The sequence below is a fragment of the uncultured Planktomarina sp. genome (assembly GCA_943788425.1).
Classification (GTDB): domain Bacteria; phylum Pseudomonadota; class Alphaproteobacteria; order Rhodobacterales; family Rhodobacteraceae; genus Planktomarina.
The window spans coordinates 156,043-179,389 of sequence record CALSQF010000001.1 but is presented as its reverse complement, the minus strand read 5'-3'; the positions used below and the strand labels follow the sequence as shown (position 1 = coordinate 179,389).

Annotated in this window: 18 protein-coding genes; 10 read left to right on the top strand and 8 right to left on the bottom strand. The window is 53.6% G+C overall.

Annotated elements, in window-relative coordinates; all coding sequences use genetic code 11:
* Nucleotides 1–4 precede the first annotated feature (4 nt).
* The 7 genes from ABLW18_RS00890 to hflX all read left to right on the top strand — a co-directional run bounded on the left by ABLW18_RS00890 (nucleotide 5) and on the right by hflX (nucleotide 9,687).
* Nucleotides 5–1,363 carry a response regulator gene (locus ABLW18_RS00890; RefSeq protein WP_347823016.1) on the top strand — a complete coding sequence of 453 codons (1,359 nt, stop codon included), beginning with the start codon at nucleotides 5–7 and terminating at the stop codon, nucleotides 1,361–1,363.
* 75 nt (nucleotides 1,364–1,438) lie between these two features.
* Nucleotides 1,439–3,697: a HAMP domain-containing protein gene (locus tag ABLW18_RS00885; protein ID WP_347823015.1), complete on the top strand. Its 2,259-nt coding sequence runs from the start codon at nucleotides 1,439–1,441 to the stop codon at nucleotides 3,695–3,697.
* Nucleotides 3,694–5,094: a sigma-54 dependent transcriptional regulator gene (locus tag ABLW18_RS00880; protein ID WP_347823014.1), complete on the top strand. Its 1,401-nt coding sequence runs from the start codon at nucleotides 3,694–3,696 to the stop codon at nucleotides 5,092–5,094. The genes ABLW18_RS00885 and ABLW18_RS00880 overlap by 4 nt, the downstream gene beginning before the upstream one ends.
* Before the next feature lie 77 nt (nucleotides 5,095–5,171).
* Nucleotides 5,172–6,548 carry a Trk system potassium transporter TrkA gene (trkA, locus tag ABLW18_RS00875; protein ID WP_347823013.1) on the top strand — a complete coding sequence of 459 codons (1,377 nt, stop codon included), beginning with the start codon at nucleotides 5,172–5,174 and terminating at the stop codon, nucleotides 6,546–6,548.
* A 68-nt stretch (nucleotides 6,549–6,616) separates the two neighbouring features.
* Entirely contained in the window at nucleotides 6,617–8,035 is a 1,419-nt protein-coding gene (locus tag ABLW18_RS00870; RefSeq protein WP_347823012.1) for a potassium transporter TrkG, read from the top strand.
* A gap of 108 nt (nucleotides 8,036–8,143) precedes the next feature.
* Complete coding sequence (hfq, locus tag ABLW18_RS00865) at nucleotides 8,144–8,377, top strand: RNA chaperone Hfq (RefSeq protein WP_044049882.1); 234 nt, start codon at nucleotides 8,144–8,146, stop codon at nucleotides 8,375–8,377.
* A 5-nt stretch (nucleotides 8,378–8,382) separates the two neighbouring features.
* Nucleotides 8,383–9,687 carry a GTPase HflX gene (hflX, locus tag ABLW18_RS00860; protein ID WP_347823011.1) on the top strand — a complete coding sequence of 435 codons (1,305 nt, stop codon included), beginning with the start codon at nucleotides 8,383–8,385 and terminating at the stop codon, nucleotides 9,685–9,687.
* Here the strand turns inward: hflX and ABLW18_RS00855 are convergent.
* The 3 genes from ABLW18_RS00855 to hemB form a co-directional block, all read right to left on the bottom strand.
* Nucleotides 9,647–12,124 (bottom strand): penicillin acylase family protein, encoded by a 2,478-nt coding sequence (locus tag ABLW18_RS00855; RefSeq protein WP_347823010.1) that lies wholly within the window; start codon nucleotides 12,122–12,124, stop codon nucleotides 9,647–9,649. The genes hflX and ABLW18_RS00855 overlap by 41 nt on opposite strands.
* A gap of 70 nt (nucleotides 12,125–12,194) precedes the next feature.
* Nucleotides 12,195–12,752 carry a YSC84-related protein gene (locus tag ABLW18_RS00850; protein WP_347823009.1) on the bottom strand — a complete coding sequence of 186 codons (558 nt, stop codon included), beginning with the start codon at nucleotides 12,750–12,752 and terminating at the stop codon, nucleotides 12,195–12,197.
* A gap of 87 nt (nucleotides 12,753–12,839) precedes the next feature.
* On the bottom strand, nucleotides 12,840–13,850 hold the full coding sequence (gene hemB, locus ABLW18_RS00845; RefSeq protein WP_347823008.1) for a porphobilinogen synthase: 1,011 nt from the start codon (nucleotides 13,848–13,850) through the stop codon (nucleotides 12,840–12,842).
* 97 nt (nucleotides 13,851–13,947) lie between these two features.
* On the opposite strand from hemB, the gene ABLW18_RS00840 reads away from it, so the two are divergent.
* Both ABLW18_RS00840 and mfd read left to right on the top strand, forming a co-directional pair.
* Nucleotides 13,948–14,433: a hypothetical protein gene (locus ABLW18_RS00840; RefSeq protein WP_347823007.1), complete on the top strand. Its 486-nt coding sequence runs from the start codon at nucleotides 13,948–13,950 to the stop codon at nucleotides 14,431–14,433.
* Between the two features lie 26 nt (nucleotides 14,434–14,459).
* A complete protein-coding gene (mfd, locus tag ABLW18_RS00835) occupies nucleotides 14,460–17,900 on the top strand; it encodes a transcription-repair coupling factor (RefSeq protein WP_347823006.1) in 3,441 nt (1,146 codons plus the stop codon).
* On the opposite strand, the gene ABLW18_RS00830 is transcribed toward mfd, so the two are convergent.
* The 3 genes from ABLW18_RS00830 to ABLW18_RS00820 are packed head-to-tail and all read right to left on the bottom strand — an operon-like array spanning nucleotide 17,897 to nucleotide 20,032.
* Nucleotides 17,897–18,538: a DsbA family oxidoreductase gene (locus tag ABLW18_RS00830; RefSeq protein ID WP_271486063.1), complete on the bottom strand. Its 642-nt coding sequence runs from the start codon at nucleotides 18,536–18,538 to the stop codon at nucleotides 17,897–17,899. The two genes, mfd and ABLW18_RS00830, sit on opposite strands and share 4 nt — an antisense overlap.
* On the bottom strand, nucleotides 18,535–19,200 hold the full coding sequence (locus tag ABLW18_RS00825) for a hypothetical protein (protein ID WP_347823005.1): 666 nt from the start codon (nucleotides 19,198–19,200) through the stop codon (nucleotides 18,535–18,537). Before ABLW18_RS00825 ends, ABLW18_RS00830 begins: the two co-directional genes overlap by 4 nt.
* Nucleotides 19,187–20,032, bottom strand: a complete 846-nt coding sequence (locus ABLW18_RS00820) for a class I adenylate-forming enzyme family protein (RefSeq protein ID WP_347823004.1) — start codon at nucleotides 20,030–20,032, stop codon at nucleotides 19,187–19,189. Before ABLW18_RS00820 ends, ABLW18_RS00825 begins: the two co-directional genes overlap by 14 nt.
* A 64-nt stretch (nucleotides 20,033–20,096) precedes the next feature.
* On the opposite strand from ABLW18_RS00820, the gene ABLW18_RS00815 reads away from it, so the two are divergent.
* The gene (locus ABLW18_RS00815; RefSeq protein WP_271486067.1) at nucleotides 20,097–20,720 is read left to right on the top strand and encodes an XRE family transcriptional regulator; all 624 of its coding nucleotides are present in this window, start codon (nucleotides 20,097–20,099) and stop codon (nucleotides 20,718–20,720) included.
* Here the strand turns inward: ABLW18_RS00815 and ABLW18_RS00810 are convergent.
* Both ABLW18_RS00810 and ABLW18_RS00805 read right to left on the bottom strand, forming a co-directional pair.
* Nucleotides 20,717–21,376: an aquaporin gene (locus tag ABLW18_RS00810; RefSeq protein WP_347823003.1), complete on the bottom strand. Its 660-nt coding sequence runs from the start codon at nucleotides 21,374–21,376 to the stop codon at nucleotides 20,717–20,719. The two genes, ABLW18_RS00815 and ABLW18_RS00810, sit on opposite strands and share 4 nt — an antisense overlap.
* Nucleotides 21,377–21,407: 31 nt before the next feature.
* Nucleotides 21,408–23,228 carry an extracellular solute-binding protein gene (locus ABLW18_RS00805; RefSeq protein WP_347823002.1) on the bottom strand — a complete coding sequence of 607 codons (1,821 nt, stop codon included), beginning with the start codon at nucleotides 23,226–23,228 and terminating at the stop codon, nucleotides 21,408–21,410.
* Nucleotides 23,229–23,347 lie beyond the last annotated feature (119 nt).

The window sequence follows — 23,347 nt, the reverse complement described above, 5'->3', positions numbered from 1 at the left end:
CGCTATGGATGGAACGATTCTAATCGCCGATGACGACCGAACGATTCGAACGGTCTTAACCCAGGCCTTCACACGGGCTGGATGTAAAGTGCACGCAACATCCTCGCTGATCACCTTGATGCGCTGGGTCGAGGATGGCAAAGGCGATTTGGTGGTATCCGATGTGGTCATGCCGGATGGTAACGGCCTGGAGAATCTGCCAAAAATCACAAAGATGCGCCCCAATCTTCCGGTCATCATTATCTCTGCTCAAAACACAATTGTGACCGCGATACGCGCCAATGAGGCCAAGGCCTTTGATTACCTGCCCAAACCCTTTGATTTGCCCGAATTGATGCATCGTGCGGCCAAAGCATTGGAGCGCCGCCGTCCGCCGCAAGCCATAGCGCAGATGACCGAAGCGCAGGATGCGGATATCCCGCTGGTGGGTCAATCGGCGGCGATGCAAACGCTTTATCGGTTGATCGCCCGCGCTATGAATGCGCCTGCGCCTGTTCTTGTGTTAGGTGAGGCCGGCACGGGGAAGTCCCTGATTGCCTTAAGTTTACATAAGTTTTCAAAACGCGCGGATCAACCGATGGTGGTTTTGCATCCTGAGATGATGGAAAGCCAATCGACCATTCGCGATGCGCTCATGCGCTGCGGCTCTGGGACGTTGATTTTGGATGGGGTGAGCGACCTGAGCCCCGTGGCCCAATTGAGATTGCTACATATTTTGGGGGAGCCGGGTAATCAAAACTTGCGTTTGGTCTCTTCGGCCGCCCCCAATATTTTGGCAGATGTACAAAATGGAAATTTCCGCAATGATTTGTTTTTTCGCCTGTCGAGTCTTCAGCTGACCGTGCCAGCCCTGCGTGAGCGGGTTGAGGATATTTCAGTCCTGGCACAGCATTTCATTGCGATGTTGCAGTCGGATGTCAAGTTTGAGCTCAGCCCGGCCGGCGTCGCGGCGCTGCGCGATTACAACTGGCCGGGCAACGTGCGGCAATTGCAGAATGTGATCGGTCAACTGATGATGGAATCGCCAAACACATTGCTGGATGGCAATGCTGTTAAAGAGGTTTTACAAAAAGCAGGGCCAAGCGGCGCGATGAGCGCATTGTTACCCTCCGAAAGCCTAGCCGAATCTGTCGGGCTGCATGTGCAGCGGTATTTTGACCTTCACGGCGCCAACCTGCCGCCGGACGGGGTGTATCAAAGAATTTTGCGCGAAATTGAAGTGCCTCTGATTGAGATTTCACTGGCGGCAACCTCTGGCAACCAAGCCAAATGCGCAAATTTGCTCGGCATCAATCGCAATACCCTGCGCAAAAAGATCAGTGATCTCGAAATTGTAGTGACACGTCGGCGCAAAATGATGTAAAAACGCAACAGGCGTGGTATTTTGGCACTTTTCCGAAGTGCGTGCGGCGCATGGTCATCAAAAGGGTCAGCTGAAATGCGCCAAGGGCTTGTCAGTTCTCTATTAGACAAAATTGCGGATCTGCGCGCAAACCCGCAGGTCAACTCGAACTTGACCTTTGTATTGGTGGTTACGGGGCCGTTGTTGGTGTTTCTCACCTTCTATGCCATGCAGCCGATCAAAGGCGGGCGGGCTTCGCTGCGGTTTATTTTGACCGCAGATTTTGTTTATATTTTGTTTATTACAACCCTGCTGATCCGCCGAATTGTTCAGCTGGCTGCTGCCCGGCGGGCGCAATCGGCAGGCTCACGGTTACATTTCCGCCTCACAACGGCCTTCGGCGTAATTGCGTTATTCCCAACTATTTTGGTTGCGATATTTGCGGTGCTCTCGGTCAATCAAGCCTTGGAAGGGTGGTTTTCTGAAAGGGTGCGCAATGCTGTGGGAGCTTCTTTAAGCGCTGCGCAGGCCTATGAGACCCAGACTCGCAACGGGGTCATTTCGGATGCACAGATTTTCGCGCAACGTCTGAATTCGTTGAACCAAAGGGAGTTTTTTTCTCGTAGCATGGATATGGACAGCCAGCTCAGCCCTTTGCTCATCCGCCTTCAGACCCAGTTTGAGCGAGGCTTCAAAGAAATATACATCATCAATAATCTAGGAGAGTTGCGGCTACGCGGCCCGTCCTCCTATTTGTTTGATTACGAACAGCCAAGCGAAGCGCAAATTACAGCCGCCGATGGACTAGAGCCGGTGATTATTACGGATTGGTCAAGCAATGAGATGCGCGCGCTCATCCGATTGCAAAGTTACACCAATCACTACCTATATCTCACTCGTAGTGTTGAGGGGTCTCTTTTAGCTTTGCTCGAAGAGACAACAGAAACCGCGCGCTACTATAATCAGCTTGAATCGGAACGTGGACGGCTCTTGTTTGACTTTGGCTTGCTGTATCTTGCCTTTGCGGTGATTTTGATTTTGACAGCGACTTGGCTTGGGCTTTGGTTCGCCGAAAGATTGGCCAGTCCCGTGGGGCGGATGGCGGCTGCCGCGCAGCAGGTGGGTGCTGGGGACTTGGATGCGCAGATTGAAAATATCAAGGGTGATGATGAAATCGCTATGTTGGCGCGTTACTTCAATCAAATGACCCATCGTTTGAAGGGTCAGCGTGACACTTTAATAAAGAGTGCAGATCAAGCAGAGCGCCGCCGAAGGCTTTTTGATTCTGTTCTGGCGTCTGTAACCTCTGGCGTCATTGGACTAGATAAATCGGGCAATATTATGTTTTTGAACAAATCTGCCCAACGGGTATTGGATCTGCCTGGGTCTGCCGAGCCGCGCGCCCTTGCGGAGGCGGTGCCAGAGTTGGCAAGTATGTTTACAGATTTTTGCTCCAGCCTTTCGGATGTGGCACAGCGTGAAGTGCGGGTAGTACGCAGGGGCAAGCTAGAGAGCCTTTTGGTGCGCATTGCGCGCCGGTCCGATGAAATGTCCGATGCGGAGGGCTATGTGATCGCTCTGGAAGATGTAACAGACCTGGTCAGGGCGCAACGCTTGGCGGCTTGGGGCGATGTTGCCCGGCGGATTGCCCATGAGATTAAGAATCCTTTGACGCCTATCCGCCTATCTGCTGAACGCATAAAACGCAAATTTGCGCCACAAGTCGGCGGAGGTTCAGACCAGCTTGAACGTATGACGGATGTCATTGTGCGCCAAACCGATGAGCTGAGCCGAATTGTCGATGAATTTTCGCAATTCGCGCGCATGCCAGAACCAGATTGCCGCCCAACAGATTTTGGTGACCTTCTTCGGGGGACGGTTTTGTTGCAAGAAAGCGGGCAGCCAGATGTGAAATTCACATTGGATTTTCCGGATGAAGCGCTTTGGATTGATGCGGATGCCTCGATGATTGGTCGGGCCGTCACCAATTTGTTGAAGAATGCCGGCGAATCCATCGGTGATCGCAAAGCGCAGCAGCCAGATCATCAGGGTGAAGTTCGTATTTTAGCAACGCAGACAGATCGGTCGGTCGTGGTGGAAATATCAGACAATGGCACCGGATTGCCCGAAGATCGCGCGCGTCTTCTAGAGCCCTATGTGACCAATCGGGTCTCTGGGACGGGACTTGGCCTCTCGATTGTTGTGAAAACCATAGAAGAACATGGCGGCACATTTGCGCTTAACGATGCGGAGGCCTTTGACGAAGAGGCGTGGCCTGGTGCCAAGGCTGTTATTAAAATACCCCGTCTGGCTAATAGAGCTGCACAGAAAATTGATCTAGGAATACCAGCATGACAGATATTTTGATTATTGATGACGAGCGCGATATCCGCGAGTTGATCTCCGAAATATTGATTGATGAAGGCTATAATACGCGGCTCGCAGGCACCTCGGATGCGGCCATGCGTCTGATTGCGGATCAGCGCCCGGCTATGTTGATCCTCGACATCTGGCTAAAAGACAGCGCGATGGACGGGATCGATATTTTAAAGTCGGTGAAATCAAATTATCCGGATATACCGGTGGTGATTATTTCCGGTCATGGGAACATCGAAATTGCGGTTGCGGCCATCAAACAAGGCGCGTTCGACTTCATCGAGAAACCCTTTAATATTGATCAATTGATTGTCGTTATTCGCCGAGCCATGGAAGTGGCCAATTTGCGAAGCGAAAACACAGCGCTGCGCAGCCGATATCAGCACCCTTTGGAGCTTATTGGGCAAAGTGCAGTTTTCAAAACCTTGAAGAGCAATCTCGACAAGGTGACAAAGTCAAATGGGCGGGTTTTGTTGATGGGTCCATCGGGCGTCGGCAAGGAGACAGCGGCACGCTACATTCACGTCAATTCCAACAGGTGCACGACGCCGATGGTCGTGGTCAACTGTGCGTCTTTGGATGCTGAGACGGCAGATGCAAAACTTTTTGGCGTGGAGGTGAACGGTCGGCTGCACCAAATCGGCCTATTGGAATCGGCACATAACGGCATTTTATTTTTTGACGAAGTCGCAGATTTACCGCTGGCGGTGCAAGCGCGGCTTTTGCGGGTTTTGGTGGACCAAAGCTTCACGCGAGTGGATGGCACCGCCCCACAGAAGGTAGACATTCGCGTGATTTCAGCCACGGCGAAAGATTTACCTTATGAGATTGAGCGCGGCGCATTTCGTGAAGAATTGTATCACCGCCTCAAAGTGGTGCCCATTGCCGTGCCCAGCCTAGAGGAACGTCGCGAAGATATTTCCGTTCTGGCGGAATATTTTTTGGTCGAATTTCACGAAAAGCTTGGCCTACCAAGTCGTCGCTTGAGCGAAGACGCAGCCACGACTTTAGAAAGTATGATTTGGCCCGGAAATATTCGACAGCTTAAGAACCTTATGGAGCGCGTTTTGATTATGGGTCCGCCCTCGGGAGATATTGAGCCCGAAGAATTGCCCAGTGACACAGGCGTGGGCGACAGCCGGGACGGCCAGATTGTGATTTCGGGCAATGTTGCTACCTATTCGTTGCGTGAGGCGCGGGAGCTTTTTGAGCGGGAATACCTTTTGACCCAAATCAACCGCTTTGGCGGTAATATCAGCCGCACGGCCAGTTTTGTCGGTATGGAGCGTTCCGCGCTACACCGTAAGCTAAAATCACTCGGCGTGGTGACCTCAAATCGCAGCGGCGGGCGGCTCGCGCAGCTTGAGGCGGAGTGAATGAAAGAATTGACCTTCTGCATGCGGTCTGACACACCCGCTGGCAGAGTTCGTCTGATTTCAAGGGGGCACCACCCATGAAAGTGATTATATGTGGAGCCGGTCAGGTTGGCTGGCAAATCGCGCGTCATCTCGCCAATGAAAAAAACGACGTGACGGTTGTTGATCGCAACTCTGATCTCGTGCGCCGAGCGACTGACACTTTGGATGTGCAAGGCATTGTTGGCTTTGCCAGCTATCCTGATATTTTGGCGCGTGCCGGCGCAGAGGATGCCGATATGGTTATCGCGGCCACCCATTCTGATGAGGTCAATATGGTGACCTGCCAGGTGGCCCATTCGGTCTTTAATATCCCGCGCAAAATTGCGCGTCTGCGGTCGCAAAGCTATTTAGATGCAATCTATGCTGATCTATATCGTCGCGATCACCTGCCGATCGATGTGGTCATCAGCCCAGAGAAGGAGGTCTCCGAGGCCGCATTACGCCGATTGCAAACGCCTGCTGCCTTTGAAACTGAATTCTTCTTCAACGGTGATGTGCAGTTGCTTGGGATCACCTTGGATGACAGATGTCCCGTCCTCAACACGCCTTTGCGCCAACTGTCTGATCTCTTTTCAACGCTCTCCGCTGTGGTAGTGGCCATTCGGCGTGATGGCACCTTGTTTGCTCCGAGCTCTGGCGACCAACTCTTTGCCGAAGATTCCTGCTATATCTTTGTACAAAAACATGATGTGCAACGGGCGCTGGAGGTTTTTGGAAAAACCGCCCATGTGCAAGATCGTGTCGTCATCGTGGGCGGTGGTAATGTCGGGTTTGCGGTTGCTAAGAATCTGGAAAACCGCAGCAGCCGCATCCGGGCAAAGGTGATTGAGAAAGATCGGTTTACCGCCGAACAAGCGGCAGAACTGTTAGAAAAAACTATCGTGCTTCATGGCGACGGCTTGGATGCAGATATGCTATCTGAGGCCAATATTGAGCGCAGCGATGCGATCTTAGCAGTAACCGATGATGACAAAACCAATCTTCTCGCAGCCATTCGAGCCAAATCCATGGGCTGTCCGCTGACCATCTGTTTGATTAACGATCCATCAATGGAGCCTTTGCTGCGCGCGATGGGGATTGATGCGCATGTGAACCCTCGGGCGACGACCGTATCCTCTATTTTGCGTCATATTCGCCATGGGCGGGTGCGGGGTGTCTATTCCATTGGTGATGCGGAAGCGGAAGTCATTGAAGCGCAGGTCTTATCGACCTCTTCGATTGCGGGTCAGAATATTCGAGATATTGAATTTCCCGAAGGCGTGCTGGTCGGCGCGGTACGCAAGGGAGAGAAAATCCTAAAACCTTCTGGCAGGCTGCGTATTGATGAGGGCGACCATGTGGTCTTATTCGCCCTCTCCGCGGATGTGAGTGAAGTGGAACGTTTGCTGCAAGTTACAATAGATTTCTTTTAATCATGTGGACGCGTTTTCAGAAATTGCCGCTGGCAATCTCAATTCCAACACTCTTAATTGTGATGCTGATGATACCATCTCTGCATGGGTTTATATCTGGGGATTCCCACAAGGGGCGCAGCTTTTTTTATGCGGTGCTCTTGGGGCTCTTTGGCCTAACTTTTTTGAGGTTTTCGCTGCAAGGGACTGTTTTTCCAGTGCACCGCCGTGCGCAGCTATGGTCTTTAATTGCCTTTTTCCTGGGCTTTCCAGCCCTTTTGGCCATTCCGCTTTATGAAGTCAGCGGAACAGGCCAGTTCATTGATGCCTATCTCGATATCGTCAGCACCGTGACGACAACCGGTCTTCCGGTCTTTGCGCCTGGCAGTTTGAGCGAGACATTGGTCATTTGGCGGGTCAGTTTGGGCTGGGCCAGTGGGTTTTTGATTTGGGTGTTCGCCTGGTCGATCTTCGCACCGCTCAATCTGGGGGGGTTTGAACACCTCAGTGCCTGTGGGGAGGCGATGACCCAATCGCGAACTGCGCGTCGCTCCGGAGGGCGACTACCGGCAGAGAAATTCTGGCGCGAAGCGCTGCGCTTAGGGCCGGTCTATCTTTGGATCACCCTGGCAGCGGCATTAATGCTTTTGATCGTCAGCGGGGATCCCAGCTATGCTATCTTACGGGCCATGGCGACGATTGCGACCTTTGGAATTGAAATTCCAGGACATACTGGCGCGGGCGGCATCACTGGAGAGGGTATTTTGGCAGTAGTGATGCTGTTTGCCCTGTCACGTTCAACCTTCTCAACCGTCTTTGCCCGGGCGCGCAAATGGCGCGTGACCGAAGATCGAGAACTTCGCATGGCCGCTGGCTTGGTTCTTTTTGCAAGTTTGGTCCTCATCGCCCAAGGGGCGCAGGGTCTGGAGGGCCTTCGCCCGCGTCTTGAGCTGATCTGGGGCGCATTTTTTACAAGCCTTTCATTCTTGACTACAACGGGGCTGACATCCGACTATTTTCCGTCTGGGATCGTAAACTTGGATCCGGTGGAAATCATCCTGGTCGGGCTGGCCATGATTGGCGGCGGTGTGGCGACAACAGCGGGGGGCATAAAACTCCTACGCATTTTTATCTTGGCTGGTCACAGCCGCGCGGAGGTCAATCGCCTCATTACGCCATCACAGGTTATGTCGGGGCAGATAGAGAGCCGCTCGCACGACCATCATAGCGCGATGTTGGCTTGCGTGTTTTTGGTGCTGTTCATTTTGGTGCTGGGGGCCATCACCTTGGCGTTAACGGTTTCAGGCAGCCCGGTGAAAGAAGCCTTATACCTCACATTGGCCACAGTCACCAATACGGGTCCGCTTTTGCCGACCGGTGGAGGTGCTCAGACGCTGGTCATGGCGCTTCCAACGCAGGCAAAACTAACCTTAGCCGCTGCGATGGTTCTGGGCCGGCTTGAGGTTTTGGCAATCTTGGCCTTGTTAAATCCCGATATTTATCGCTGATGCGGCAATTTATGCCAGTTTGCTACTGGAAATTGATGAAAAACCACTTCATACTCCTGATCTCGGGGTGTAATTTTGTGTGTCCCCGCAAGAAAGAGGGCTTAGCAAATGGCTTCCGATAAACAAAATTTACAAGACGCATTTCTCAATCAAGTGCGCAAGACCAAGGTTCCTGTCACCATATTTTTGATCAATGGTGTGAAACTTCAAGGCGTCGTGACATGGTTTGACAATTTCTGCGTCCTCTTGCGCCGTGATGGAGCATCGCAATTGGTGTACAAACACGCGATTTCGACCATTATGCCAGCGCAGCCAATTTCGCTTTATGACGGTGAAGAATAGGCAATATGGGCAATACGCCAGATGTGCATGAGACCCACGCCTGGGTTTTACATCCCGACATAAAAACTGATTATTCCGCCCGTGCGGCGCAGGATGCTTTGGCTGAAGCTGTGTCTTTGGCCCATGCGCTTCCTGGGCTCGAAGTGATGGGCGAAACAATCGTACGCTTGCCGCGCGCCCATCCGGGAAAGCTGTTTGGCAAGGGAAAAATTTCAGAGCTGGCCGAGCTGTTCAAAGCCGCAGAGATAGAGCTCGTGCTCATAGATGGGCATGTCTCGCCCGTGCAGCAGCGCAACCTCGAGAAAGATTGGAGCGTTAAAATTCTTGATCGCACTGGATTAATCCTTGAGATTTTTTCTGATCGTGCGCGCACACGCGAGGGAGTTTTGCAGGTCGAAATGGCTGCCCTAAGCTATCAACGAACACGTTTGGTGCGCGCTTGGACCCATTTGGAGCGCCAACGGGGCGGGCTTGGTTTCGTGGGCGGACCAGGCGAGACGCAGATTGAATCGGATCGGCGGGCTATTGATATACAATTGGTGCGGTTGCAAAAACAACTCGATAAAGTGGTAAAAACCCGTGAGTTGCACCGATCGGCACGGGCGAAGGTGCCTTATCCGATCGTGGCGCTTGTGGGCTATACCAATGCCGGCAAATCCACATTGTTCAACTATATGACCGGGGCCAAGGTCTTGGCCAAAGATATGCTCTTCGCCACGCTTGATCCCACGATGCGTGCGGTGAAATTGCCCAGTGGCATGGATGTGATCTTATCAGACACGGTGGGTTTTATTTCTGATCTTCCGACCGAGCTCGTGGCCTCCTTCCGTGCGACATTGGAGGAGGTGACCGCTGCGCAATTGGTGGTACATGTGCGCGACATCGCCCATCCCGAAACCGCCGAGCAAGCGCAGGATGTGAACACGATTCTAGAGACTTTGGGCCTGGACCGCGACGTGCCGCGCATCGAGATGTGGAACAAAAGCGATATCTTGGGCCCGAGCGCCTTAGAAGCGCTGCAAAATGCGGCGGAGCGGGCGGATAATGTCTATATCACCTCAGCGTTGAGCGGCGCAGGTGTGCCTGAATTTTTGGACGCTGTATCGAGACGGTTGACACCTGATCAAACCCAATCAAAGCTTTCACTTGGCTTTGAGGAAGGTCGCGCGCGGGCCTGGTTGTTCGAGCAAGGATTGGTCAGCGCGGAGCAACAAACTCAAGAGGGTTTTTCGCTGTCAATCTCATGGACAGCACGGCAAAAGAAGGCCTTTAGCGATCTGTTTGGTCCAAAATTGGTGTCAGGGTCGTAAGGCCGGTTGCACCAGCGCGGGCCAAAGTTTCATCCAATGTCATGGGCACATATTCCCCGCGGCGCCATAATTCGCCCAGATTGTCGTAATGCCGCGACAGGGGATGACCGCTTTGTCCGGTTGAAATGATAAAAACAGAGCTGTCCGGATCGGCAAAATCATAGACCCCACGATAGCCGCCTGCATGGACGTTAAGATAGGGGTTTGGCCCGGTGCCGCTGGTTTTGCCGCGTTGTAGGGTATGGTCTCCACCAGAGGTCGATTGCCGAATGTTTACAAACCACTTCAAGATTGGAACATCGCCCAAAACAGGGTGATCATGTGTGGCTTGATGCGCCTCGCCCCAACGCAGCGCAGTGATTTCGCTGCCGTAGGTCTCGACCAATTCGGCAAGCGCATCATCCAAAGCCAAACGAGACATCTTAGCGCAGCTCTCCACCTTGCGCGATTGCACCACGTCACACCAAATACCGGCTCCTGCCACATCGCGAAAAACCCGCTCAATGAAGAGCGGCTCCGCATGGGTGAAGGCCTCATGCAACGGGCCAAGCTCATCGACTATGAGACGCTTATGCAAGGCACGAAGCCAGGCGGCGTAGATCAAGGGCTCTGGTAGGTGTTCGTTCATCTCACCGTTCCAATTTGCCAAAAGATCCAAGGCGGTTTGACGTCTGCTGGCCGGGCTATCGGTTGGCTCGGATTGTGATTGATACCAAAGCTCTTCTCCAATTAGCGGAAGAAGCGTGCGCGCGGCGGGTGATACGCTGTCCAATTGCGCTTCTATGAAACTGTCGCGGGTATGGGCCTCTCGGGTTTGCAACAGGCGCGTCATTCGCTGAACCCTTTGACTGTCACCCCAGTCAAAACTGATGTGTTCAGGAAAGCTGCGGTCGGTATATTTATTGTTGGTATGGCCCAAAATACCACTGGCGGGGTTTAGAAAAACAGGATTTACTGATGGATCGAACACGCCCTGCCAGCGGTTTTGCGCCAGCCAGCCGGCGCTTGGGAGGCGGCCTTTGGATTGATGGCGCGGATCGCGTTTGGGTAAGGCACCTATGGTGCGCATCGCAATCTGTTTGGAATCTGCCAAAGTGAGTATCTGACTTGGGGCCACAAAACCGCGCGATGCGACCAAACCTTCCTGCACCGATTGCGCGGCCATCAGATCAAAGCCAGCTTCTACGGATGTGTCCTGGCTGGAAAGGAGCGTCCAAGCCACCGATGTGACGTGACCGGCAGGGGTCACAGTTTCGAGGTTGGCGTGGCTTCCAGGCAAAACCGGGCCATTTTCGGTCCAGAACATTTCCAACGTGACGGGTGATTTGTCTTTAATCCGAACAATGCTTTGTTTTTTCACAAAGCGTTTGTAGCCCTTTGGTGTTTTATATTCACTCGGATCCAGTGGGTTAAGCTTTTCGATAAAAACATCCGTATCATCGAGATTTGAGCTGGTTAGTCCCCAGCCAAGTTTTGCCGAGCGTCCAACCAAAACCAATGGGAGGCCGGGAATGGTGCCACCAATGACGCCGCCCGTCGAGAGCTCAAGCCGCGCAAGATACCAAATTGAGGGCGCGGTGAGTTCGAGATGTGGATCATTGGCCAGAAGCGTCCCGCGTGAGGCACTGCGTCCGGGCAGGGCAGCCCAAGCATTCGATGCCCCCGCAAGGGCTATGGGTTTGAACGGCGAGAGGGCTGAGCGCGATCGTGACAATGAGGTTTTAATGGGTGATAGATCTGGAAATAGCCGCGTAAAATCGATTAGATCAGCTTGGCTATTGCCCGGCATATCAGGAAGTAAATCCTTAATGCGATCACCATCTATGATCAAAGACGCCCGCGCACGCAGCACTTCTTGTTGCATATGACTGGAGAGCTGAATCCCCATGAGCTTGACAATCGCCAGGCTATCGGCTGCAGTCCAGGGCGATATCGCGTTGTAAAATATAAAAAATTCAGGCGCTCCACGCCCCAGCGCACTCTCATTTATTTCACTGAGCCTGGCGTTTACCCCAAGAGCATAGGCATCCAGTTTCGCAAGCGTATCAGGCCGAAGAGCCGACAGAGATTGACGGGCGGCACTATAGATAGCCAAGCGCCGCACTGTCATATCAATCGGTAGAGTGGCCTCGCCAAAAAGTTCTGAGAGCCGCCCCTGCGCCGTTCGACGCAGCATTGTCATTTGCCACAGACGATCTTGGGCATGGGCATAGCCCAAGGCAAACAGCGTGTCGTGATCATTTTTGCCAAAAATATGCGGCACATTGGCGGTATCGCGCACAATTTCGACCGGGGCAATAAGCTGCTCGAGCTGCACGGTCTTGGTGTATTCCGGCAGGGATCTCGACAACACATACCAGCTGAAAGCAAAAAACAAGGCTCCTAGGACAGCCAGGCTGAGAATGAGACGCATGAGCCATACAAATATGCGATCCATAGGGTACTTTCACTGGCAGCTTGGCGAATCGCCCTGCATTTCGGACTTAATGTTATTTATTATCAAAATTTTATGGTATTATCCGCGTATATTTTGTCCCTTCAAGGGTGGCGCCGAGGCGCAGCCCAGCCTGTGCGAAGACCACTGCAATCACGGGATTAAACGTGGTGGTAGTGTCGGCTGCGAAGGAGTCGCCTTGATCGCGGTATGCATATTCAACATTTGCTCCGGCTACCCAGCCCGGTGACGATCTAAACCCGGCCAATGCGTCATCGGTCATGAAAAATAGAACATGTGAATATTGCTGCGCGCCAACTTGCAACCCTGCGCTGGCCCCTGCCGCAGAATAGTAATCCACGTTGGAATCTCCAACCTTCAGTGCACCACGGCCAAAACTGCCACCCAAGCCAAAACCGGCTTCGGTAATCAAAGGCATGACCAACATGCCGGTCGCGTTCTTGGCCAATTGCTGGGTGCCGGGGTAGGTGTCAAACATCACCTGCAAACTTGTCTCTACGGCCACGTCAATTTGCGGTGCCTTATTGGACCCGATTGCATTTGAACAGGCCGTTGTGCTGCCGAGGGCAAGAAGGCCAAGTGAGAAATTGCGTCGTGTTGTCTGTGTCATGGGAGCTCCACCTGTATCTGTCCGATTTTTCGGATCTGCTTTCAAATTTACACCAATTCCCGATGGCTGTCACTAGGGTCCCCAGGTTCACTTTGCGGCGTTTAAGATTTCGGCAACCTCTGGCGCAAAATAGGTCAAAATCCCGTCACATCCGGCACGTTTAAAAGCCATGAGGCTCTCGAACATGACCCGGCGCCCATCAAGCCAACCATTTTGCACCGCCGCCTGCAGCATCGCATATTCTCCAGACACCTGATAGGCGAATGTGGGAACGCCAAATTCGCTCTTCACCCGATGGCAAATATCCAAATAGGGCATGCCGGGTTTGACCATGACCATATCTGCCCCTTCAGACAAATCCCGCGCGATCATCCGCAGGGCTTCGTCGCTGTTTGCCGGATCTATTTGATAGGTATTTTTGTCGCCCGTGAGCGCACCCGTGGCCCCAACGGCATCGCGGAATGGACCATAAAAAGCTGAAGAAAACTTGGCAGAATAGCTCAATATGCTGACGTTTTGGAAGGAGTTTTGCTCCAACATGGTACGCAAAGCACCGATGCGCCCATCCATCATATCAGACGGTCCAAGAATATCGGCACCCGATTGGGCCTGTGCCACGCCCATTTTGACCAGAGCGGCCACAGTTTCGTCGTTAATGATCTCACCGTCCCGCACGATGCCATCGTGGCCGTTGATATTATAAGGATCTAGCGCAATATCTGTCATGACCATGACGTCAGGAACAGCATCTTTGATCGCTCGAATGGCCCGATTGGACAGGTTGTCAGGATTCCAAGCCTCTTTGCAATCTTCGGTTTTTAATGCCGGGTCGGTATATGGAAAAATGCAGATTGCAGGAATGCCGAGCCTATGGGCCGTCGCCGCCAAAGCGGGCAACCGATCAACCGTATGGCGACTGACACCAGGCATAGAGCTCACGGGTTCGTGGCTATCTTCTCCCGCCATGACAAAGATGGGCCAAATCAAATCATCGGGGCTGAGATTTGTTTCGCGCACCATCGCCCGCAGTGCAGGGTAGGCCCGCAGCCGCCGAGGACGCAGGGCAGGAAAGGGGGCTTGGTTTTGAAAACACGCCATGACTGGAACCTCATTTACATAGATAGTTTGGGTTTTCTTCTGATCGGCTTAGGTGTAGCAGAGAAAAAATGCAAATTCCAAATTCAAGTGACCCTTAATGAGCCTCATTGAACTTCTTTCATGGGATGCCTTTGGCAGCGGATGGTTTTGGTCCCTTATTGTGTTGCAATGGTTTTGGCATGGTGCTCAAGTCCTTGGAGTGCCTGTTGATTGCCTTCAATCCAAAGACAGGGGGCAGCTTTTTACGATTGTAAAGTGGCGCGCCCGACGCAGGGTTGATACAGCCCAGCAAGCGCCGCTCGCCGTTGTGGTCGCCCTGTCGTTTTTGGTATCGGTGCTCTTCATGTTGGGGTTTGTCTACCAGATTGAACTCTGTGCCGCCGCTAGTCTTTTGATCCTCCCAGAATTGGTGATTTTCCGATTGGGTTATCGCACGGCGCAGACCATATGCGCTGATCATCAGGAGCTTGAGCCATCGATCAAAGATCTGAAAAAGCTGCATCTAAAGATCTATGCCACAGGCGCCGCGGCTATTTTCTGCGCCGGGGTATTTGGCCACGGGTTCGAGGTCTTGACACACTGATAAGACAAAAGGTTTGACAGGCTGATATGACATCCAACTACATCTTGATGAGCGGCGCCCCCGAGGGCTTTGACGCGACCATTGTAAGCAAAGAAGCGCAGCAGAGCGGGGTCATCCATGTCGCGCGCGATGCCCATCGTCTACAGGCGATGCGGGCCGCTTTGGAGTTTTTTGCCCCTGAGCTGCCCGTCTTTCATTTTCCCGCTTGGGACTGTCTGCCGTTTGACCGCGTATCGCCGAATGCTGATATCAGTGCCCAGCGCATGTCGAGCCTGGCCAGTTTTCTTGCGCAAATGCCCAAGTCCTATGTTGTCTTGACCACGCTTTCGGCCGCCAGCCAGCGCGTGCCTGCGCGCGCGACACTTGAGTCGGCGGTCTTTCGCGCCTGGGTGCTCAGCCGCGTGGACGAACAAGCCCTGCGGGCTTTTCTGGTGCGCATGGGTTTCACGCAAACGCCAACCGTTATGGAGCCGGGAGATTATTCTATCCGGGGGGGCATTATCGACATTTTCCCACCCAGCCTGTCTGAACCAATCCGTCTGGATTTTTTTGGCGATACGCTAGACGGCATTCGCCAATTTGATCCGGCAACGCAGCGCACAGTGAAATCGCTTGAGAAGGTTGAATTGTCCCCCGTGTCAGAAGTGATCCTAGATGAGGCCTCAATTCGGCGGTTTCGACAAAACTACCGCATTGAGTTTGGCGCCGCAGGCACCGATGATCCGCTCTATGAGGCCATTTCAGCCGGCCGAAAGCATCAAGGGGTGGAGCATTGGCTGCCGTTCTTTTACGAAGAAATGGACACGCTGTTTGACTACTTGCCCGATGCGACGGTTATTCTGGATGATCAATCGACCCCAGCGCGCTTGGCCCGCTGGGACACCATTGCAGATCAATATGATGCGCGCAAAACCGCATTCACGCAAAAGGGGCGTTTAGATACGGTCTACAAACCCGCGCCGCCAGAATTGCTTTATCTCAATGATTCCGCCTGGCAGGAGGCCTTGGCAGGGCGGCGGCAGGTTGCCCTATCGGTTTTGCCCCAACCGACGGGGTTGAATGTCCTGGATGCGGGCGCGCGGCTTGGCCGCAATTTTGCGCCTGAGCGTCAGAACGAGGCCCTGAGCCTCTTTGGTGCGGTCTCTGACCATATTAAGAACAAGCGCGCCGCCAGGCCTGTAGTGATTACGTCCTACTCGACGGGCGCCCGAGAGCGACTGTCGGGCCTGTTGCAAGATGAGGGGCATGGGGAGCTGATTGAGATCAGCAATATAAAAGGCCTGCGCGGCGCCGGCACATATCTGGCGGTCTCGCCGCTGGAACATGGCTTTGAAACCGATGATCTCCTGGTGATCTCTGAGCAGGATATTCTGGGTGATCGTTTGGTGCGCAGCACGAAAAAGCGCAAACGGGCCGACAATTTCCTCACCGAAACTCAAAGTTTGAGCCCGGGCGATTTGGTGGTGCATGTGGATCACGGGGTGGGACGGTTCAAAGCTCTGGAGATTATCAGTGCAGCGGGTGCCGATCATGAATGCCTGCTGCTCGAATATGCCGAAAATTCCAAACTCTATTTGCCGGTGGAAAACATTGAGCTTTTGTCACGCTATGGCCATGACGAAGGCCTTTTGGATCGTTTGGGCGGCGGCGCGTGGCAAGCAAAGAAAGCGCGCCTCAAAGAACGCATCCGTGAAATGGCAGAAAAGCTCATTCGTGTGGCAGCCGAACGTGCGTTGCGCAAAGCGCCGCTGGTAGATCCACCTTTGGGCATGTGGGACAGTTTTTGTGCACGTTTTCCGTATCAAGAAACCGACGACCAATTGAACGCCATTTCTGATGTGATAGAAGATCTGGGCACCGGCCGCCCGATGGATCGGTTGATTTGTGGCGATGTTGGGTTTGGCAAAACTGAAGTTGCGATGCGGGCGGCATTTGTGGCGGCCTGTAGTGGTTTGCAAGTGGCCGTGGTCGCACCGACGACGCTTCTTGCGCGTCAACACGCGAAAAGCTTTGCCGAGCGGTTTCGCGGCTTTCCGCTCGAGATCCGGCAACTGTCGCGTTTTGTCTCGGCCAAAGAGGCCAATGAAACCCGAGACGGGCTGGCCCGCGGCACAGTCGATATTGTGATCGGAACCCATGCGGTGCTCGCAGATCAGGTTCGTTTCAAAAACCTTGGGCTCTTGGTCATTGACGAGGAACAACGCTTCGGCGTGGGGCATAAGGAAAAGCTCAAACAATTGCGCTCTGACGTGCATGTGCTCACTCTGACGGCCACACCTATCCCACGGACCTTGCAATTGTCTTTGACCGGTGTACGAGACCTATCCATCATTGGCACACCGCCCATCGATCGGCTGGCCATTCGAACCTATGTCAGCGAGTTTGACACCATCACCCTGAGAGAGGCGCTATTGCGCGAGCATTATCGCGGCGGGCAAAGCTTTTTTGTGGTGCCGCGCATTCAAGATATCCCCGACATGGAGGCATTTTTGCGCGAGCATGTGCCGGAAGTTTCGGTCGTTGTGGGACATGGGCAGATGCCGGCGGGCGAATTAGATGATAAGATGAATGCATTTTACGACGGCAAATATGATGTGCTTTTGGCCACAACCATCGTGGAATCTGGTCTGGATATTCCCACTGCCAATACGATGATTATTTACCGCGCAGATATGTTCGGCCTGTCACAACTTTATCAAATCCGTGGTCGGGTCGGGCGCTCCAAAACGCGGGCCTTTGCCTATTTGACCACCAAACCGCGTGCCAAACTCACGCCCACCGCCGAAAAACGCCTGCGAGTCTTGGGCTCACTGGATTCTTTGGGGGCGGGCTTCACTCTCGCCAGCCAAGATTTGGACATTCGCGGCGCCGGCAATCTTTTAGGCGAAGAGCAATCAGGTCAAATGCGGGACGTGGGCTATGAACTCTATCAGCAAATGCTGGAAGACGCGATTGCCAAGATCAGGTCGGGCGAGACCGAAGCCAATCTGGATAATGACCAATGGGCGCCGCAAATAAACCTTGGGGTGTCCGTCCTGATCCCTGCGGCCTATGTGCCGGATCTGGATGTGCGCTTGGGCTTGTATCGTCGGTTGTCGTCTCTTGCGACAAAAGTTGAGCTGGAAGGCTTCGCAGCCGAGCTGATCGACCGGTTTGGGCCTCTGCCCAAAGAGGTCAATACGTTGATGCTCATCGTGCGCATTAAAGCCATGTGCCGCAAAGCCGGGATCGCCAAACTGGACGGCGGGCCAAAAGGGGCGACCATACAGTTTCACAATGATAAATTTGCCTCGCCCGGCGGTTTGGTGGCTTTCTTGGAAGATCAACGCGGTCTTGCAAAAATCCGTGACAACAAGGTTGTTGTGCGCCGAGATTGGGGCCGTACATCCGACAAAATCAAAGGCGCCTTCGCCATTGCCAAGGATCTTGCCACGCTTGTGGCCGCAGAAGCGAAACGCAAAGCCTAGGTTTCGGCCAATTGCCCCTGAAGCTCAGAAATGATGGACGTCCAGACCTCTGGCGGTTGCGCGCCAGGCACAGCATGTTGATTGGCAATAATGAATGTCGGCACAGCCGTGATGCCCATTTTTCGACTATGGGCGTCACGCTCTTGGATCATCGCGCGGTCGGCATCGCTCGACAAAAGCCGGGCGATGACATCTCGTTCCAGGCCAATCACCTCGGCAATGTCGCACAACGCCTCGCGGTTGCCGATGTCGATACCCATGCAGAAATAGGCTTGAAACAGCGCATCCACCACCGCATTTTGCTTTTGCTCCAACCCGGCCCAATGAATAAGGCGATGGGCATCTATGGTATTGGGGGTGCGCTTCATGGCGGCAAAATCGATGGGCAGCCCCAGCGCTTCCGCGGTTTGCTCAATTTGAGAATAAACTTTGATCGCGGCCTCTTTGCCGCCAAATTTGCGCTCTAAATAGACGCGGCGGTCCATACCCTCAGCCGGCATATCTGGATTGAGCTGGAAAGGATGCCATTCCACCGTGAAGGGGTGATCTGGGTGTTCAGCCAGCGCCTTTTCAAGATGGGTTTTGCCGATATAGCACCAGGGGCAAATCGGATCAGACATGATATCAAGCTTAATCATAACTCAGAGTTCCACAATTGGGGCAGGGCGGCCCGGATTAATTTCCCATTTGGGTTGCGCGGCAAGGCAGGCACTTTTTGCACGATGCGAGGTTGTTTGTAGCGTGCTAAATCCCGCGCGGCCAGTGCGTCGATCTGCGCAAGATCGCAGGGGTCCTCAACCACAACGAAAGCGGCGATGACAAAAACATCCGGGCGCACCTCAACTTCGGTGACACCAACCTCTTGCACACCGGGGCAGGCCTCTAACACTTGCTCAATTTCTCGAGGCGCGACGCGGTAACCACCGGCATTGAGAATATCCCCGCTGCGCCCGGCAAAGCCAATCCGACCATCCGCATACATCTGCCCTTGATCGGCCGTGTGATACCAGCCGTTTTTCAGGGGCAAGTTGATCGCCGCATCCTCAATATAACCAAGCATCAAGCCCGGATCCCGCCCATCGACTGAGATGGTCCCGATCTGTCCACGCTCGGCCAGGTCATCACCGTCAAAGATGGCAATCTTGCGGCCGGGTTGCACGGCAAGATGCTCGGGCGCAGATGGCGTCGCCGATAGAAACGTAGAGCATTCGGTCATGCCAAAGGCTTCGCAAATCGGGGTTTGGGTGCGGTCTTGCCAGCTTTGGCGCACCGACCGCGGCAGCACATCACCGGCGCTCAAACCGTGGCGTAAGGCGAGGCGGCTGCACAAAAGACTGTTGCAGCAACCGGCGGTAAATTCCAGGGGCAGCGGCAAAGATGCTCGCCTCTTCCGCCTGCATAATCTGCCACAATTCGGCGGGCTCTTGCGTGTTGGGGATGACAGCACTGGCTCCAATTGCCCAAGGGTCCATCAATCCCGTTCCCAATGTATAGGTCCAATTAAAGGCACCGGCGTGCATCATGACATCTTGCGGCGTCAGCTCATACCAGCCAGTCCACATCATCCTGCGCGCCCAAACTGCGCGATGAGCATGCAGAACGGCGCGCGGCTGGCCGGATGTGCCGGAGGTGAAGATGATATAGCCGGGGCGATTGGGATCACCCAGGATCGGCCGGGCCGGGGGAAGATTTTGAAATGCCTGCAGCTGCGGGGTCTGCAATGTCAGCCCGTCAAACCCCGCCAAGCCATGGCTTGGGTCACAAATCATGGCTTTGGGCTGGGTTTTGCCCAGCAGCACTCGCACCTCGCGGTCCGTTAACGCGATTGAACATGGCATCGCAACAGCATCTAGCGCCGCAAGGGCCAAAAAGCAGACGGGAAAATCGACAGTATTGCCGATGCGCAGCAAAACACGGTCTCCGGCGGCAATCCCCGCCTGGCGCAGACCTGTGGCCACGCCAAATACTGCCCGCGCCAGTTGCGCATAGCTGTATTTGCGCGCAACACCCGCCTCATAGACGGTCAAAGCAACCTTGCCGGGCGTATTATTTGCGGCAGCCAGGACATAGGCCGCCAGATTGAAGTTCTGGGGGCAGGGGGGCGCAGGAGAAAGGTCAATCAAAGCATCCATAGGCTTCGGCTAGCGCGCGTCACCCCAGGTTGCAAGCCTTGTGCGGGCAGTTTATGACGGGCCTATGACAAAAAATGATCCCAGTTCGATTATCCAAATCGCCCGTGAAAATGGCAATTCTGAAGATGGATTGCCTCTCAACCTTGGGTTGCGCGTGCGCGAATTGCGCAAAGCGCGCAATTGGACGTTAGAGCAAGCCGCGAGCCAAGCAGGTCTGGCCCGCAGCACCCTATCAAAAATCGAAAATGGGCAAATGTCTCCGACCTATGATGCGTTAAAAAAGCTTGCCATTGGCTTGGAAATTTCCGTGCCACAGCTCTTTACCCCACCGGTCAACAATCAAATCAACGGCCGCCTGGCCCATACCAAAGCGGGCGAGGGGCAAAGCCATGTCACCGCCACATATGAGCATGAGCTTTTAGCCAATTCCCTGTCAAAGAAACGCATGTTGCCCTATCGCGCCGTGGTACACGCCCGGTCGATGGAAGAATTCGATGGCTGGGTGCGTCATGATGGTGAGGAATTCCTCTATGTGCTGACCGGGGTGGTTAAGCTATATACGGAGTTCTACGAACCGATTGAGATGCGCCGGGGCGATAGCGCCTACTACGATGCCTCTATGGGGCATAATGTTGTGACGCAAAGCGCGGAAGATGCGACAATTTTATGGGTCACCTCGCTTGGTTAACCGCCTGTTTCGGTGTTAAATACTGCCCTTACGGCCCAAAGCGCCAGGGCCATTCCGATCATTTGGCATAGGATAAACATTGGCACATGGGCCGGATCAATGCCTGCAAAGGTATCTGACAGCGCCCGCGCGATGGAGACCGCAGGGTTGGCAAAGCTGGTGGAGGCGGTGAACCAATATGCTCCTGTGATATAAAGCGCGACCATTGTGGCAATAGCTTTGGAGTTTTGTGCCAAACCGCCGAAAACGATCAGCAGCAGCCCGAAACTTGCAAAAATTTCGGACACCCAAAGCGGCCCACCACTCCGCGGGGTTTGCGACAGTTGAAACAAACTTTGGTCAAACATTGCATGGGTCAAGATCACCCCCGTTATTGCGCCAAAAATCTGCGCTGACATGAAGGCGCAGGCCCGCGTGATTGGCATTTCGCCGCGCAACACAAAGGCCAGGGAGACAATGGGGTTGAAATGCGCGCCAGAGACCGCACCAAATAGGGTGATGATGCAATAGAGCATACAGCCCGTTGCAATGGCATTGGCCAATAGCGCCAAAGCAATATTTCCACCAGCCAGAGTCTCAGCCATGATTCCGCTGCCGACCACTGAAACTAATAGAAAACCTGTCCCCAAAAACTCCGCAAGAACCGCATTTCTCATTGTGGATCTACTCCAATATCTACCCCAGCGCTTATTGCGCTTCATACCACCAAACATCCGGCAGAAATCCAATCCAATCGCCATACATCGGTAGGCGTTCGGGATATTTGATTTCTTTGACATGGGCCAATCTGCTGAAAGAACTCGTGTGAATTGGAATAACATAACGACCGGCGGTTAAAATTCGGTCCAGCGCTTTCGCGGCTGCGAGAAACTTTTCTCGACTGCTTGAGCCGACCAATTTTGCGATCATCGCCTCGGCGGCGGGCGAGTTCATGCCCATCCAATTGCGGGTGCCGGGTTGGTCCACCCCGTAGCTGCCCCAATATAGCATTTGCTCATTGCCGGGGCTGAGCGACAAGCCACGCCGATAATAGGCCATATCAAAGTCATAGACTTGCGCGCGTTCTTTATATTGCGCCGAATCCAGCACCTCGGTTATGAGGGTGATCCCCAAGCGTTCAAGCGCTTGTTGATAAATATCCATCATTGATTGGCTTTCGGTGTCACCTTGTTTCAAGGTCACGTTGATCTCAAAGGGCAAGCCCTCGGCGTTGCGGCGCAGACCGTTTTGCACAGTCCAGCCCGCTTGAGACAGCAAAGCATCAGCTGCGCGAATGTTCTTGCGGTTTCGTGCACTGCCATCCGATTGCGGCAAGCGGTAGCCCTCAATCGTGCCGGGCAGTAGGCTGTCTGCATAAGGCTCCAACATCTCTCGTACCCGGCCCTTGGCCGGTCCCGCATCCATCGACAGTACCGAGTTTGAGAAATAGGAGGTGATCCGCTCTTGGCGGCCGCCGGTATTGGCTTGGTTGATGAATTCAAAGTTAAACGCCGCGATCAAAGCCTCGCGCACGCGCCAATCTGCGAACTTAGGCTTGCGCGTGTTCATCACAAACCCCGTGATGCCGCTTGGGCGCTGGTGGGGAATTATCGATTTAACGATGTTCCCCGTCTGGACGGCCTCAAAATCGTAAGAGGTTTCCCAGCGTTCTGCGTTCAACTCTCGAAATGAGGAAGATTCGCCCGCTTTAAATGCTTCAAACTGTACCGATCCATCGGTGTAAAAATCCAATCTGATTTCATCAAAGTTATTTGTGCCACGCCGAAACCCAATATCCTTGCCCCAATACTTTGGGTTGCGCATGAGGCGAACATAGTTGCCCGGGTCAAAATCGCGAATGACATAGGGGGCACTGGAAATGGGGATGATATCAAGGCCGGAGTTCTCGAAATCTGCCGTCTCCCATTGTGCTTTTTTCAAAATTGGTCTCAGTCCCACCAAGAGAGCCAACTCACGATCCTCAGCCGCAAAGGTGAATTTCACCCTGCGTGGTCCGGTCTGGGTTACCGTTTCGATTTTCTTCCAAAGCCCATGGTAGCGCGGATGGCCAATGGTGCCCAATGTTTCATAGGACCAAATAACATCCTCAACGGTCACTGGGCTGCCATCAGAGAATCGGGCCTCTGGATGTAGCGAAAATTCGACCCAGCGGCGGGTCTCATCGGTCTCAATCGATTCGGCCAGAAGCGTGTAAAGGGTGAAAGGCTCGTCATAGGAACGGCCCATCAAACTCTCATAGGCCAGAAATCGCAGCTGCCAAGGCACAGAGCCCTTGCGGACATGCGGATTGAGTGAAGTGAAGGTGCCGCCTTCTGCGGACACAATGGTTCCGCCCTTGGGGGCATTTGGGTTCGCATAAGGGAGGGACACAAAATCATGTGGTAATGCGGGGTCACCATACATAGCTATGCCATGCTGTGGGTCTGCGGCCGCCAAATTGGCCAATAGAAATGCAGCGGCAAAAACCGCTCCAATAAGTTTTGAATTGATCTCTTGTCCATGTAGCATTGGGGGCCGGTCCTTTGATTTTGCCGCGCTGTGGCCACAGGCTAGCGCGGGAATATTAGATTTTCAAACTTTTAGCTTGGAGCCGTTAAACAGATTGTTTATAGTCTTCGTACTGCTCG